We start from the raw sequence: 14,297 nt of genomic DNA, 5'->3' as shown, positions 1-14,297 counted from the left end.
CGCAGCCTGATGACGGTCGGGCTGCTCTGCCACGCGGCCGAGCCCCTGGTGCGCATCAGCGCCTGCACCGGCGCCAGCGGCTGTGCCAAGGCCTTGAGCGAGACGAAGGCCGACGCCGTGGCATTGGCCGCATTATTGGGCCCCGGGGCGCCTGCCAGCGTGCATCTTACTGGCTGCCCCCGGTCCTGTGCCCTGGCCCACACCGCCCCGGCCACGCTGCTGGCCTGCGCGCCCGGGCGCTACGATCTTTACCAGCGTGATCCCCGCCTGCCGGGGTTCGGCGCCCTGCGCGCCACTGACATTACCTTGAATGAAGCAGGCGCCATGCTCGACCTGCCGACGGAGCACCTTGATGATTGACTACATCCGCGATGGTCAGGAGATCTATCGCAATTCCTTCCGGATCATTCGTGAGGAAGCCCGACTTGAGCGGATTCCCGCAGACCTCGAAAAGCTTGCGGTGCGCGTGATCCATGCCTGCGGCATGGTCGATGCGATCGATGGCCTGCAATTCTCCGAAGGCGCCGGCCAGGCGGGCCGCCAGGCCTTGCTACGTGGCGCACCGATCCTGTGCGATGCGCACATGGTCGCCGAGGGCATCACCCGGGCACGACTGCCGGCGAACAACCCGGTGATCTGCACCTTGCGCGACCCGAGCGTACCGGACCTGGCCAAGGCCGCTGGCAACACCCGCTCCGCCGTTGCCCTGGAGCTGTGGCGCCCACACCTTGAAGGCAGCGTGGTGGTGATCGGCAACGCGCCGACGGCGTTGTTCTACCTGTTGGAAATGCTCGATGCCGGCGCGCCGCGTCCAGCGCTCATTCTGGGGTTTCCCGTCGGCTTCGTTGGCGCTGCCGAATCCAAGGCCATGCTGGCGGCCGACAGCCGTGGCGTGCCCTTCGTGATCATGCAGGGGCGGCTGGGCGGTAGTGCCATGGCCGCCGCGGCCGTGAATGCCCTGGCCACGGAGGTGGAGTGATGGCCCCGCGTGGACGCCTGATCGGCCTTGGCGTAGGGCCGGGTGACCCTGAACTGATCACGCTCAAAGCCCTGCGCCTGCTGCGCGAGTCGCCCGTGGTCGGCTACTTCGTCGCCAAGGGCAAGCGCGGCAACGCATTCGGCATCATCGAAGCGCACCTGCAACCCGAGCAGACGTTGCTGCCGCTGGTCTATCCGGTGACCACCGAATCCTTGCCCGCCCCCCTGTCCTACGAGCAGGTGATCAGCGATTTCTATGACGAAGCCAGCGTACAGGTGGCCGAGCATCTGGACGCAGGGCGTGATGTGGCGGTGATCTGCGAGGGTGACCCCTTCTTCTATGGCTCCTACATGTACCTGCACGACCGCCTGGCACAGCGCTATGAAGCGCAGGTGATTCCTGGTGTGTGCTCCATGCTCGGTGGAGCCTCGGTGCTGGGTGCACCGCTGGTCTATCGCAACCAGAGCCTGTCGGTGCTCTCTGGCGTCTTGCCGGCCGAAGACCTCAAGCGCCGCCTGGCCGACGCCGATGCGGCCGTCATCATGAAACTGGGGCGCAATTTCCCCAAGGTGCGGCAGGTGCTCGGTGAGCTGGGCCTGCACGCGCGTGCGCTGTATGTGGAACGCGCCACCATGGCCAACCAGAAAATCGTACCGCTGGACCAGGTTGACCCACAGTCCTCGCCGTATTTTTCGCTGATCATCGTGCCGGGGGAAAAATGGCAGGGCTGAACACGCAGGTAGCACCGGCCATCGTCATCCTGGGACAGGGCAGCCTGGCCACTGCCCGTTGCCTTCAGCAGGTCTACGCCCAGGCCACGATTCACGGCCTGCAAGGGCGCGTTCAGGGAGCAGACCAGGATTACAACGCCTTTGGCGATCTGCTGCGCAGCCTTTACCAGCGCGGTACGCCAATCATCGCCTTGTGCGCTGCGGGTATCGTGATCCGCAGCCTGGCCAGCCTGTTGGGGGAGAAGGGCAGCGAGCCGCCGGTGCTGGCCGTGGCAGAAGACGGCAGCGCCGTGGTGCCCCTGCTCGGTGGCCTCAGTGGCGTCAACCAGATGGCACGGGACATGGCCTCGGCGCTGGGTGTGTCAGCGGCCATCACCACCAGCGGCGAGTTGCGCTTTGGTACGTGCCTGCTCAACCCGCCCCAGGGTTACGCCTTGGCGGACCTGGAACAAGGCAAGCGCTTCGTTTCCGACCTGCTGGCCGGGGAGCCGGTTCGCATCGAGGGTCAGGCGCCGTGGCTGGCGCAGGCACAGTTGCCTGCCAGTGATGCCGCGCAGCGCACCATCCATGTAGGCCACCTGGCGCGTCCCGCCAGCCGAGACGAGCTGTTGATTCATCCCCGCTCCGTCGTGGTCGGTGTCGCAAGCGGCGATTTGCAGATGATTCGTGACGCGCTGCAGCAGGCCGGTATTGCGCAGGCGTCACTGGCCTGCGTGCTGGCCGATGAGCGGGCCATGTCGGACACCCGGTTGCAGGCTGCCGCGCAGGCGCTGGGTGTCGAATTGCGCTTTGCCGCAAGGCCCGACGATGTGGCTGGCATGGTGGGCGCTGCACTGCCCGATGCGCGGTTGCAGTGCCAGGGTGAGGTGGTCATCGCCGTGGCACCTGCGCCGATCGAAGTGGCTCAGGTTGGCCGTCGCCGCGGGCGGCTGGCGGTCATCGGTCTGGGGCCAGGCGCAGCGGAGCTGATGGTGCCAGCGGTCAAGGCTGAGCTGGCCCGGGCCGAGGATGTGCTGGGCTACGAAACCTATGTACGAATGGCAGGGCCGTTCCGGGACGATCAGGTGCTGCACTGCACCGACAACCGTGAGGAGATGCAGCGCGCCCGGCACGCATTCGAACTGGCCGCGCGTGGCCGTTCGGTGGTGGTGGTGTCATCGGGGGACCCAGGCGTATTCGCCATGGCCGCTGCGGTGCTCGAGGCGTTGCACGCGTCCACGGACGCTGCCTGGCACGCTGTCGACCTGGAGATACTGCCTGGTGTATCGGCCTCCTTGGCAACGGCTGCACAGGCTGGCGCGCCGCTGGGGCATGACTTCTGCGTGATGTCGCTGTCGGACAATCTCAAGCCCTGGTCGATCATCGAGAAACGCCTGGACCTCGCTGCCCAGGCCGATCTGGTGCTGGCCTTCTACAACCCGATTTCCAAAGCACGGCCGCACCAACTTGGGACCGCGCTGGACGTCGTACGCCGGCACCGTGGTGCTGATACACCTGTAGTCCTTGGCCGTGACATTGGTAGGCCGGGGCAGACGTTGCGCGTCGTCTCTTTGGCCCAACTGGTGCCAGAAATGGTCGATATGCGCACCATGGTGCTGGTGGGCTCATCGACCACGTGCACGTTCGAACGCCCAAATGGTGGGCAGTGGGTCTACACGCCACGGTGGTATGGCGCCAAGCCCTGAAGCACGGTAGTTCGATCCGAGGGGGAAGCGTTTCGGCGCAGGATGAGCAGCGTCGAGCGGTTAGGTTCAAGGCCGAAGCCACCTGGTTTCGACCGGACCTAACTGGAGCCTTTGACATGACCACCAACAAAGAAAACCTTGAACTGCAAGTCTTGCCTGACATGAACCTGTTCGTGTTCCCCGACACCATGAGCGAGGCCAACCGTACTGCGGCCAAGGCCTGCCACGCCCTGGCTACCCAAGGCGCCAACAAGCAGCACCACCCGATCCAGGAAACCCAGGCCTGGTTCAACCAGTACGTGTTCCTGATGTCGAAGATGGGCTGGACACCCACGCGCGTTGATGTTCAGCGCATTACCCAGAGCGACAGGCACCTGGAAATCAGCAACCTGGTTGGCAAGGGGCTGCAAGCTGCCTATGGCGCCTTTACTGGTGACGTGGCCTCGGCGCTGGAAGGGTTGGGCAAGACCGTCGTTTCCGCACTGGCTGCCAGCACCAAGAATGTCGAACTGCTGGACCGCAAGTCCGTGGAGGATGACCGCAACAGCCTGAGCCTGAACAAGTGTGAGCAGACCGGTGCTGGCCAGGTCGCCATGATGGTGAGCGCAGTCCAGACCGATGCCAAGCCTGACAAGAAAGCCAACTACCTGTTGGCCAAATGGGAGAGCAGCGGCACCACCAACTATGCCTGCGGTGCCGTGCTGAACCTTGATCAGCGCCAGTACGAGAAAGTACGCGCCGTTGTTGAAACCAAGCTCGACGACAACGCCCTGGAAGTGTTGCTGGCCCTCGAAATCTAACCTGTCGGTATGGCTCACCGGAGCCTTGGCTTCGGTGAGCCTGGAGGGTGCATCAATGTCAAATAACTACAGCGTGTGGCGCAATGGCAACAGCCTGGTGCTCGTCGACAAGACCATCAGCGAGTCCTGCAGGCTCGACATGCTCAATATCCAGCTGGCGGCCTACCTCGCCGCGTGCAATGGCGGGGTCTCAGGGGTTGATGGGGACAGCTGGCTCAAGGAATACATACGTGTGCAGAGCGGTTTCGGCTGCACGCTAGCCACGCTACGGTCGCAAACGACACCCATGGTGCCGGTTGCCGCTTTCAGGCCTTGGACCATGCTTTGCGACAGCCTTCTCCAGGCTACGCCTCACCACCTTCGCGAAGCTGTCGCGCAGTGTCTGGAAGCCTGCGCAAGCAATGAAACATGTGATAACCGGATAGGGGGGCGCTGTGACCTTGGCGAACCCCTTGGCGACACCTGCCTGAACCACGCGCATGCCGAGGTTCGGCTGGTGCTGCCTGACTATTCCATCATCAGCACTCAATTGAACCTTGGAAGTCGAGCGCCGCTTGATACTGACTGGCTCTGGCAATCGTTCGACCCTCCGGCGGTGCCGGCCTGCTGGCAGTTCCAAGGGCAGTATTTGATCGATTCCAGGCGTATGAACCTCATCGGGCCGGGGCTTGCAAAAAAACTTCAGGCCAAGCTCGCCCTTCATCGCAGCGAAATCAGCGTGCAGGAGCCGAACCATGACTAACACCGACGCATCATCGATCGCCGGCCAGCTGGTACACAGCAGTGTGCTGGTCTTTTTGCCAGGCGTATGCCCGCAAGCACGTTCAGACATACTGCTGGCCAACGCCTTTGCTCAGCAGGTGGCATGGGGGGATTTGAAAGACGGTCTCGAACCTGACTGGTTCAGGAATTACTGGCGCAACCTCGCTGCCCTGGGCTTCGATGGCAAGCTGGCGCCAGCAGGGCGGCGGCCGGGGCCTGACCGGGGCAGCCTCGCTGCGCAGGCAATCGAGCATATCAGCCAAGCGGGCTCTGCCCGTCTGGGCGAAGCGGCCAACCAGGCGCTGGAGGCCTTACGTCGTGATGACAAGGCTCTGAGACTGTTCAGCAGCCATTCGATCGTGGGCACTCAAGCGCGTGTGCAGTTATTGCCCTGCGCCCAGCAGTCCAATGGCTTCATCGACATGGTGCTGCTGCACATGGATGTCTCGATGGAAAAAAGCGCCAGCGACTTCCTGTTCATGGGCGCGAGCAACGGAATCAGTGTGAGAGACCTGCGACTGGAAGTGATCCATTTCAATCTGCAAGGGTTTCGTGAGGATTATCGGCGCCGGGCAGAGGCCAGTGTTGCGCGAACGGCCGAGCGCGTCATCAGGAATTTGGTGCTCTAGTTGCGCGGCGAGCTGCCGTCCGGACCCAGGCCCTGATCGGCATTGGCCGGCTGCTGGCTGGCCCAGTATTGAATCAACTCTCGCAGTTGCGACAATTCGACGGGCTTGGCCATGTGGCCGTCCATGCCGGCTTGCTTGGCGCGGTCCTTGTGCTCGGCAAGGATATGCGCGGTCAGCGCAACGACGGGCGTGTGCGCGCGCTGGTTGGCGGCTTCCCATTCGCGCAGGCGCCTGGTTGCCGAGAAACCATCCAGAACTGGCATTTCGCAATCCATGAGCACCAAGTCATAGCGCTTGGCTTTCATCGCTTCAAGAGCTTCTTCGCCGTTGGACGCGGTATCGGGCTGCAGGCTCAGCTTGCCGAGCATACCGCGGATGACCTTGGTCGAAATGGTGTTGTCCTCTGCGACCAGCACGCTGAAATGCGGGGGCAGGTCGAGCGCCTGGGGCTGGCCGGGTGCAGCCGCCGGCAGCGCCTGCTCGCGGCCGCGTTGAGCCAGTTCTTCGGCCAGGGTGGTCTTGAGTGTGTAGCCAGCCACCGGTTTGGCCAAGATCCGCTTGATCCCGGCGTTGCGCGCGATGATCTTGCTGGGCGCGTTGCTGATACCGGTCAGCATGACCACCAGAATGTCGTGATTGAGGCTGGGGTCTTCCTTGATCTTGGCGGCCAGTTGCATGCCGGTCATGCCGGGCATGTTCTGGTCCAGGAGCACCGCGTCGAAGTAATCGCGAAGATGAGCCTTGGTACGCAATAGGGCCAGGGCCTCCTTGCCCGAAGGCACTGCGCTGACATTCATGCCCCAGGCGCTGCACTGTTGGACCAGCACCTTGCGGCACGTGTCGTTGTCGTCCACCACCAGTACCCGCGCGTCGCGCAGCGGTCCGTCCAGGTCGGTCGGAGGTTGCTCGAGGCAGGCTGGGTCCAGCGGCAAGGTCAGCCACAAGGTATTGCCGGTGCCGGTGCTGCTCTTGATGCCGAATTCCCCATGCATAAGGCCAATCAGCTGCTTGGCGATCACCAGCCCCAGGTGGCCGCCCAGTCGATTGCTGGACAGGAAATGCCTGCTGTGCAGTTCTGCCTGCAACAGCGCCTCGCGATCGGCTGCCGGCAAGGGGTCGCCGCTGTCCTGTACGGCGATGCGCAAGCGGGGCACCTCGCCGCGCTGGTCCAGTGCAACGACGAGCAGGATTTCCCCCTGGTCAGTGTTTTTCAGCGCGTTTTCCATCAGGCTCGACAGCGCCTGACGCAAGCGGGTGGGATCGCCACTGACCACGCGGGGCACCTGGGGCTGGGTGAAGCTGATCAGCTCGATGTTCTGCTGCTCGGCCTTGGCCCTGAAGATGTTCAAACAGTCTTCGATCAGCGCGTTGAGGTCGAACTGGACGTCGTCGAGTTCGATCTGGCGGGACTCGAGCTTGGAGATATCGAGTATCTCGTTGATCAATGTGAGCAACTCGTTGCCCGCGCTGTGAATGGTCTGGACGTAATCGCGCTGCTTGACCGATAACGGCGTGCCCAGCAGCAGTTCGGTCATGCCCAGCACGCCATTCATGGGGGTACGTATTTCGTGGCTGATCTTGGCCAGAAACTCGGCCTTGGCGTTGATTTCGGCGTCACTGGCCGCCAAGGCGCGGCTGACACTGAAGCGCTCTTCGTTGATACGCCGCAGCCGGTCGCTGACCGCCAGGTTCAACAGCAGCCCGCTCGCCACCGCTAGCCCCAACAGAATGCACAGCAACCAAGGCGTGGAGGTGCGGGTAAGCCCAAGCAAGGCAGGCAGCAGCACCAGCCCGCCAACGTTGAAGATGATCATCGCCAGACCGAACAAACGGGCCGGAGCGTAACCTCGGTACCAATGGTAGCTGCTGACCACCAGCATCGTGACGCTGCCCAGTGCCATCAAGGCATAGGTCATGAGATTGAGCGGCAAGGTATCGATGAACAGCAGCACGATCCCGCTCACCCCCACCAGCAGCATCTCGCCGCTCAACAGCCGGTTAAGGCGCGGCGTGTTGCGCGGTGCGAAGAAGTGCTGGGTGAAATACAGCCCAGCCAGCCCCGCCAGTACCAGCGTAAGGTACGCCGCTGGCGTCTGGGCGCTGTACCACACATGCCACCATGGGCCGCTGAGGTTCAGCAGGATCAGGCCACTGAGCAACATCAGGCCATGGTAGAACGCCAGGATCAGCGCAGTGCTCGAGCGGCTGTAGATGAAGCGAATCAGGTTATGCAGGATCAGCATCACCAGGCCACCGAACAGCATGCCGAACAGCAACGGCTGGGTCTGGTTGGCGGCGGCTCGCGCAGCAGGCTCCAGGCTGATGGCCGGGCGCAGTTGGTGTTCCGATACCAGGCGCAGGTAGATATCCAGGCCTTGCTTGCTGTTGGGCAACGGCAGCACGTGGTCGCTGCCGCGCAATGTGGGGTTGGCACTGCCGGCTTGGCGGCCGTGATGCAGGTGGCGTATCAGCTTGTCGCCTTGCAGCGCATACAGGTCCAGACCCGACAGATCAGGTGCGAAGACGCGCAGCAATTGTTCCTGCTCACCAGGCTCTAGCCGATAATGCAGCCACAGGGCCTGGTCGGGGGGCGCTGCATCGAGTTCAGCCAGCTCCAACGGGCTGAACTGGTTGCGATAACGGTCCGAGCGCACGTCGCTCAGTTGCAGGTTGCCTTGTTCGTCGAGCAGCAGGGCCCAGCCACTGTCATGTTCCGCCATCGCGGGGAGCATGCAGATCAGGGTCAGCAAGCTGACGATCAACGCTGAGGCAATCCGGAGCCGGCGCACTACGAAATCCCTTCTTGGCCCATGTGCGGGGTGCTAACTATGCGCGGCGTGCCGAGTTGAAGGCAAGGCCCGCGGGCACGCCGACAAGACGGTTGCCGTGCGCCCGGCTGCACGGGCCCGGGCGCCTCGACATTACAGCGGTGAAGCGGTTATTGCTCGGCACGTTCCCGGGCAATGGCCCGGTAGCCGATATCGGTACGGTAGAAGCTGCCGTCCCAGGTGATCTGCTCGGCCAGGCGATAGGCTTGCTGCTGGGCGGACTCGACGGTTTCACCCATGGCGGTGGCGCACAGCACGCGACCCCCAGCGGTCACCACGTCACCGTCCTTCAAGGCAGTGCCTGCATGGAACACCTTGCCTTCGAGCTTCGCAGCCGCCTCCAGGCCCGAAATGGCTGCGCCCTTGGCGTAGTCACCCGGGTAGCCGCCTGCGGCCAGCACCACGCCCAGGCTGGGGCGTGGGTCCCACTGCGCTTCGACCTTGTCCAGGGCCTTGGCAAAAGCCGCTTCGATGAGCAGCACCAGGCTCGATTCCAGGCGCAGCATGATCGGCTGGGTTTCCGGGTCGCCGAAGCGGCAGTTGAATTCGATGACCTTGGGGTTGCCCGCCTTGTCGATCATCAGGCCCGCATACAGGAACCCGGTGTAGACGTTGCCTTCCTCGGCCATGCCGCGCACGGTCGGCCAGATCACCTGGTCCATGACCCGCTGGTGCACGTCGTCAGTGACTACCGGGGCAGGGGAGTAGGCACCCATGCCGCCCGTGTTCGGGCCGCTGTCCTGATTGCCGACGCGCTTGTGGTCCTGGCTGGTGGCCATGGGCAGCACGTTGTGGCCGTCGACCATGACGATGAAGCTGGCTTCCTCGCCATCGAGAAATTCCTCGATGACCACGCGTGAACCTGCTTCCCCAAAGGCATTGCCCGCGAGCATGTCACGCACGGCGGCTTCGGCTTCTGCCAAGGTCATGGCGACGATCACGCCCTTGCCAGCGGCCAGGCCATCGGCCTTGATGACGATCGGCGCGCCTTTTTCCTGCAGGTACGCCAGGGCCGGTTCGATTTCGGTGAAGTTCTGGTAGTCGGCCGTCGGGATCTTGTGGCGGGCCAGGAAATCCTTGGTGAACGCCTTGGACCCTTCCAGCTGGGCAGCGCCCTGGGTCGGGCCGAAGCAGTCCAGGCCACGGCTGCGGAACAGGTCGACCACACCGATGACCAGGGGCGCTTCCGGGCCGACGATGGTCAGGTCGACGTTCTTCTCGGCAAAATCAGCCAGTTGCTCCAGGGCGCAGACGTCGATCGCGACGTTCTCGCACTTGGCCTCGATGGCGGTGCCAGCGTTGCCCGGGGCCACGAAGACTTTTTCGACGCGTGGGTCCTGGGCGACTTTCCAGGCCAGGGCGTGCTCACGGCCGCCGCTGCCGATGATCAAAACTTTCATGTCAAAACCTCTAGATCTGTCGAGCGAGAGGCCCTGCCTCTCGCTGTGCCAGGTCGCACCGCGGCAGTTGCCTGCCTGGGTGCGGCCGATTGCCGTGAATCAGTGGCGGAAGTGGCGCATGCCGGTGAACACCATGGCGATACCGGCTTCATCAGCGGCAGCGATCACCTCGGCGTCACGCATCGAGCCACCTGGCTGGATGACCGCGCTGATGCCGACCTTGGCCGCATTGTCGATGCCGTCACGGAACGGGAAGAAGGCGTCCGAAGCCATGACGGCACCCTGCACCTGCAAGCCGGCATGCTCGGCCTTGATGGCGGCGATACGGGCGGAGTTGACCCGGCTCATCTGGCCCGCGCCCACGCCGATGGTCTGGCGCTGCTTGGCATAGACGATGGCGTTGGATTTGACGAACTTGGCCACTTTCCAGGCGAACACCAGGTCGTGGATCTCTTGCTCGGTCGGTGCACGCTGGGTGACGATCTTCAGGTCATCGGCCGTGATCATGCCGATGTCACGGCTCTGGACCAGCAGCCCGCCGTTGACTCGCTTGAAGTCCCAGCCGGCAGCCCGCTCAGCTGGCCACTCGCCACATTCGAGCAGGCGCACGTTCTGCTTGGCTGCAACCACATCGCGGGCAGCCTGGGAGATCTTCGGTGCGATGATCACCTCGACGAACTGGCGCTCGACGATGGCCTTGGCGGTTTCGCCGTCCAACTCGCGGTTGAAGGCAATGATGCCGCCGAAGGCCGATTCGGTGTCGGTGGCGTAGGCCAGGTCGTAGGCTTTGCGGATGCCGCCTTCGTCTTCAGGCACCACGGCCACGCCACACGGGTTGGCATGCTTGACGATGACGCAGGCCGGCTTGACGAAGCTCTTGACGCACTCGAGCGCCGCGTCGGTGTCGGCCACGTTGTTGAAGGACAGCTCCTTGCCTTGCAGCTGCACGGCAGTGGAAATGCTGGCTTCGCCTTTCTTGGCTTCCACGTAGAACGCCGCACGCTGGTGCGGGTTCTCGCCGTAGCGCATTTCCTGGGCCTTGACGAACTGGGTGTTGAAGGTGCGCGGGAAGTCGCCGCGTGCTTCGGTGCTCAGGGTTTCCTTGGCCTGGTCCACGGTGCCCATGTAGTTGGCGATCATGCCGTCATAGGCTGCGGTGTGCTCGAAGGCCTTGAGCATCAGGTCGAAGCGCTGGGCGTAGGTCAGGCCGCCGGCCTTCAGGCCCTCGACGACGCTGGCGTAGTCACCGGCGTTGACCACGATGGCCACGTCCTTGTGGTTCTTGGCAGCCGAGCGGACCATGGTCGGGCCGCCGATGTCGATGTTCTCGATGGCGGTAGGCAGGTCGCAGCCAGGCTTGGAGATCGTGGCTTCGAAGGGGTACAGGTTGACCGCCACCAGGTCGATGGGCTTGATCCCGTGCTCGTTCATGATCGCGTCGTCGGTGCCGCGGCGACCGAGGATGCCGCCATGGATCATCGGGTGCAGGGTCTTGACCCGGCCATCCATCATTTCGGCGAAGCCGGTGTAGTCGGCCACTTCCACCGCGTTGACACCGTTGTCCTTGAGCAGCTTGTAGGTGCCGCCGGTGGACAGTATCTCGACGCCGAGCTGTTGCAGCTCACGGGCAAATTCGAGGATACCGGTCTTGTCGGAGACGCTGATCAGGGCGCGGCGGACTGGCAGGCGGGTAGTCTGGTCGGTCATTTCGGGTTCCAATAACGCGGTGGAGTCAGCAAAAAAGGCGTCTGTGTTGAGACAGGCGCCTTTTTCGATCGGGATTCTGGCTTACAGCAAGTCGTATTGCTTGAGCTTCTTGCGCAGCGTGCCTCGGTTCAACCCGAGCATCTCGCTGGCTTTGGTCTGGTTGCCCTTCACATAGCTCATCACGCTTTCAAGCAGCGGCGCCTCGACTTCGGAGAGCACCAGGTTGTACACGTCCGTGACGGTCGCGCCTTCGAGGTGGGCGAAGTAGTTGTGCAGCGCCTTCTCGACGCTGTCGCGAAGGGTCTGGCCCTCTTCGCTCGGCGTGTTCAGGTGCTGTTTCAGGTTGGCGTTGTCGCTCACGGGCGTTGTTCCACTCACAAATGTTTCGGTCATCATCGTCATGCGGCCACCCCTTGTCCGTCCTCTGTCTCAAGGCTCTGTCGACGTTCACTGAAAAACGCGCGAACGTTGGCGCACTGCGCTTGTGTGTCTTCCAAAGCGTTGAACCGGGAGCGAAACTCCTTGCCGCCGGGTCGTGTCGCCAGGTACCAGCCCACGTGCTTGCGGGCGATCCGCACACCCATGACATCGCCGTAGAAGGCGTGCAGGGCGGCCAGGTGCTCCAGCAGGATGCGTTCCACCTCGTCCAGCTGCGGCGCTGGCAACTGCTCGCCAGTGCGCAGGTAATGCTCGATCTCGCGAAAGATCCAGGGCCGGCCTTGAGCGGCCCGGCCGATCAGCAGGCCATCGACGCCCGTGGCGTCGAGCACTGCCTTGGCCTTTTGCGGCGAGGTAATGTCGCCGTTGGCGAAGACCGGAATGGACACCGCTTGCTTGATAGCGGCGATGGTGTCGTATTCGGCTTCACCGGTGTACAGGTCGGCGCGTGTGCGGCCATGCACCGCAAGCGCCTGGATGCCAGCCTGTTCGGCTATTTTCGCCACGTTCAGGCCATTCTTGTTGGCCCGGTCCCAGCCGGTGCGGATCTTCAGAGTCACCGGAACATCCACGGCGCCCACGACGGCCCGCAGAATGTCGCTGACCAAGGCTTCATCTCTCAATAAAGCAGAGCCTGCCGCCTTGTTGCAGACTTTTTTTGCCGGGCAGCCCATGTTGATATCGATGATCTGGGCGCCCGCTGCGACATTGGCCTGTGCAGCCGCCGCCATCATCTGTGCGTCGCCCCCGGCGATCTGGACCGAGCGCGGCTCGGGATCGCCTTCGTGGATGCGGCGCAGGCTCGACTTGCGGCTGTTCCACAGGGACAGGTCGCTGGAGACCATTTCCGACACCACCATGCCTGCGCCCATGCGCTGGCAAAGTGTTCGGAACGGCTGGTCCGTGACCCCAGCCATGGGTGCGAGGATCAGGTTATTGCGCAGTGTATAAGGGCCGATGCGTACCGCCGACATAGGTGTTCCCTGTTGTGGGGCCGAATCTTGAGGTTCGAAAAAGGGTTGGCATGATACCCGCTCTGGATGACCGGATAAAGATGGATTTGGATAAAATCTGAACAACTGAGGGTTGCCGCCCCTGCACCCTGGGCTCCGGGTCGTCAGACCCCGGACAAGCGGCATCATGGCCGGCGCAGCGGCAGCGTACCGGGTTGGCCGTCAGGGTTTATTCCGGCGAGCGGAAGCTCAGGCTGTAGTTCACCGCTCGCTGACCTGGGTCAAGAATGTCCAGCGCGATGTGGATCGGCGTCTGGCTGGGCATTTCGCCGCGTCCGGCCAGCTCCCCGGACAGGTATTCGGCCGGCTTGAAACGGCGACTGGCGATCAGCTGGCCATTGAGGTCCGAGAAGCGCAGTTCGAGCAGTGGAAAGGGTTGGGCGAAGGGGGCACGGTTATAGATGATGGCGTCCACGATCAGCGCACCTTTGAAGTCCGGATGGCTGCGCACCACCAGGTTGCTGCTCTTGATCCGGTTCACATCGACACGAGAGGGGACCTGGCAGCCCACGGCCGGACACACCTGCTCGAACAGCGGGCGGTACTGGTCCTGTCGGGACAGCTCGTCGAAATGGAACCAGACGTACTGCAAGGCGAGCATGGCAGCAGCGATCAGCGTCAACCCACCCCACAGCAGGCGCTTGCCCCAGGCCGGGGCCGGCTTCTCCCAGCCCAGTTGCAGCGGGTCGTCCACCACATCCACCAAGGGTTCCTTGCGCCTTGGGCGTTCGGCCTTGTCAGTGACCTCAGGCTCCATGCGCCCCATGGGCAACGGCGCTTCGTCGTGTTCATCGTCGGCGCGCAGGCTGGTTGCCAAGGGTTCGTCGTCGTGCGCGGTGAGGCCGGCAATCGACACCTCGTCATCGTCTTCGGGTCGCAGTGGCGCTCCCAGTTTTGGCTCATCCTCATCCGTCACGATGCTGCCCAGCGGCGGCTCATCTTCTGCGTCTGCGTCCAGGCCGGCGGTGAAGGTCGGCTCGGTACGCGCCTCGCGCCGCGAATCTGCCTGGGGAGCAGGCTCGAGTACGGGGGCAGCAGCAGCCTGTTCCGGTTCAAACGGCTCGCCTGCTGCAGTGCCGAACACTTCGTCCAGGTGTTCGTCCGCGTCCTCCTCGTGACGCCGTGCCTGCAGCATGGACGCCTGATCGGCCTCACGCACCTGTACGGGCGCGTGGCGGCGCTCCAGGCGCTCCAGTTCCTTGTCCAGGTCGAGCTCGTCCAAGGCCTGGGCGGTCTGGGCCCAGGCCTCGTCGTCCGGCGCGATGGGGTGCACGTGCGCGGGGGTGGGCGCGGCAGGCGCCGGCGCTGCCTCGGTGGCCGGCAGC

The 14,297-nt window shown here is 63.5% G+C and carries 12 protein-coding genes and 1 pseudogene; 7 read left to right on the top strand and 6 right to left on the bottom strand.

Translation table 11 applies throughout. The annotated features are described in order from the left end of the window. From B2S33_RS20555 to B2S33_RS20525, 7 genes and pseudogenes are all read left to right on the top strand, one after another. Nucleotides 1–360, top strand: a pseudogene (locus B2S33_RS20555) (precorrin-3B synthase); the annotation flags it as partial. Further along, entirely contained in the window at nucleotides 353–979 is a 627-nt protein-coding gene (locus B2S33_RS20550; protein ID WP_027915280.1) for a precorrin-8X methylmutase, read from the top strand. The pseudogene B2S33_RS20555 and the gene B2S33_RS20550, both read left to right, overlap by 8 nt. Next, the gene (locus tag B2S33_RS20545) at nucleotides 979–1,710 is read left to right on the top strand and encodes a precorrin-2 C(20)-methyltransferase (protein ID WP_027915279.1); all 732 of its coding nucleotides are present in this window, start codon (nucleotides 979–981) and stop codon (nucleotides 1,708–1,710) included. The genes B2S33_RS20550 and B2S33_RS20545 overlap by 1 nt, the downstream gene beginning before the upstream one ends. Continuing rightward, entirely contained in the window at nucleotides 1,698–3,395 is a 1,698-nt protein-coding gene (gene cobJ, locus B2S33_RS20540; RefSeq protein WP_028687166.1) for a precorrin-3B C(17)-methyltransferase, read from the top strand. Before B2S33_RS20545 ends, cobJ begins: the two co-directional genes overlap by 13 nt. 116 nt (nucleotides 3,396–3,511) lie before the next feature. After that, nucleotides 3,512–4,195 carry a hypothetical protein gene (locus B2S33_RS20535; RefSeq protein WP_027915277.1) on the top strand — a complete coding sequence of 228 codons (684 nt, stop codon included), beginning with the start codon at nucleotides 3,512–3,514 and terminating at the stop codon, nucleotides 4,193–4,195. A gap of 34 nt (nucleotides 4,196–4,229) precedes the next feature. Beyond that, nucleotides 4,230–4,937 (top strand): hypothetical protein, encoded by a 708-nt coding sequence (locus B2S33_RS20530; protein ID WP_146224453.1) that lies wholly within the window; start codon nucleotides 4,230–4,232, stop codon nucleotides 4,935–4,937. Beyond that, nucleotides 4,930–5,586 carry a hypothetical protein gene (locus B2S33_RS20525; RefSeq protein WP_042139370.1) on the top strand — a complete coding sequence of 219 codons (657 nt, stop codon included), beginning with the start codon at nucleotides 4,930–4,932 and terminating at the stop codon, nucleotides 5,584–5,586. Before B2S33_RS20530 ends, B2S33_RS20525 begins: the two co-directional genes overlap by 8 nt. Here the strand turns inward: B2S33_RS20525 and B2S33_RS20520 are convergent. From B2S33_RS20520 to B2S33_RS20495, 6 genes are all read right to left on the bottom strand, one after another. Then, on the bottom strand, nucleotides 5,583–8,375 hold the full coding sequence (locus B2S33_RS20520) for a hybrid sensor histidine kinase/response regulator (protein WP_042139369.1): 2,793 nt from the start codon (nucleotides 8,373–8,375) through the stop codon (nucleotides 5,583–5,585). The two genes, B2S33_RS20525 and B2S33_RS20520, sit on opposite strands and share 4 nt — an antisense overlap. Nucleotides 8,376–8,524: 149 nt before the next feature. Next, a complete protein-coding gene (purD, locus tag B2S33_RS20515) occupies nucleotides 8,525–9,814 on the bottom strand; it encodes a phosphoribosylamine--glycine ligase (protein WP_028687165.1) in 1,290 nt (429 codons plus the stop codon). Nucleotides 9,815–9,913: 99 nt separating this feature from the next. Continuing rightward, on the bottom strand, nucleotides 9,914–11,521 hold the full coding sequence (gene purH / locus B2S33_RS20510) for a bifunctional phosphoribosylaminoimidazolecarboxamide formyltransferase/IMP cyclohydrolase (RefSeq protein WP_027915274.1): 1,608 nt from the start codon (nucleotides 11,519–11,521) through the stop codon (nucleotides 9,914–9,916). An 81-nt stretch (nucleotides 11,522–11,602) separates the two neighbouring features. Then, nucleotides 11,603–11,923 carry a DNA-binding transcriptional regulator Fis gene (gene fis, locus B2S33_RS20505; RefSeq protein ID WP_023534526.1) on the bottom strand — a complete coding sequence of 107 codons (321 nt, stop codon included), beginning with the start codon at nucleotides 11,921–11,923 and terminating at the stop codon, nucleotides 11,603–11,605. Further along, nucleotides 11,920–12,933 (bottom strand): tRNA dihydrouridine synthase DusB, encoded by a 1,014-nt coding sequence (dusB, locus tag B2S33_RS20500; protein ID WP_027915273.1) that lies wholly within the window; start codon nucleotides 12,931–12,933, stop codon nucleotides 11,920–11,922. The genes fis and dusB overlap by 4 nt, the downstream gene beginning before the upstream one ends. A gap of 208 nt (nucleotides 12,934–13,141) precedes the next feature. Continuing rightward, nucleotides 13,142–14,297, bottom strand: a 1,156-nt coding sequence (locus tag B2S33_RS20495) for a DUF3426 domain-containing protein (protein WP_288650990.1), incomplete at its 5' end; no start/stop codon positions are given.

The organism is Pseudomonas sp. UBA5568 (assembly GCF_002425525.1).
Classification (GTDB): Bacteria; Pseudomonadota; Gammaproteobacteria; order Pseudomonadales; family Pseudomonadaceae; genus Aquipseudomonas; species Aquipseudomonas fulva.
The sequence above is the reverse complement of the archived record's forward strand: the minus strand, read 5'-3'. Positions and strand labels throughout refer to the sequence as shown.

Coding starts and splice junctions, on each gene's coding strand:
- fis (WP_023534526.1), bottom strand. CDS start 11,923: ATGACGATGATGACCGAAACATTTGTGAGTGGAACAACGCCCGTGAGC.
- cobJ (WP_028687166.1), top strand. CDS start 1,698: ATGGCAGGGCTGAACACGCAGGTAGCACCGGCCATCGTCATCCTGGGA.
- dusB (WP_027915273.1), bottom strand. CDS start 12,933: ATGTCGGCGGTACGCATCGGCCCTTATACACTGCGCAATAACCTGATC.
- B2S33_RS20535 (WP_027915277.1), top strand. CDS start 3,512: ATGACCACCAACAAAGAAAACCTTGAACTGCAAGTCTTGCCTGACATG.
- purD (WP_028687165.1), bottom strand. CDS start 9,814: ATGAAAGTTTTGATCATCGGCAGCGGCGGCCGTGAGCACGCCCTGGCC.
- purH (WP_027915274.1), bottom strand. CDS start 11,521: ATGACCGACCAGACTACCCGCCTGCCAGTCCGCCGCGCCCTGATCAGC.
- B2S33_RS20525 (WP_042139370.1), top strand. CDS start 4,930: ATGACTAACACCGACGCATCATCGATCGCCGGCCAGCTGGTACACAGC.
- B2S33_RS20545 (WP_027915279.1), top strand. CDS start 979: ATGGCCCCGCGTGGACGCCTGATCGGCCTTGGCGTAGGGCCGGGTGAC.
- B2S33_RS20550 (WP_027915280.1), top strand. CDS start 353: ATGATTGACTACATCCGCGATGGTCAGGAGATCTATCGCAATTCCTTC.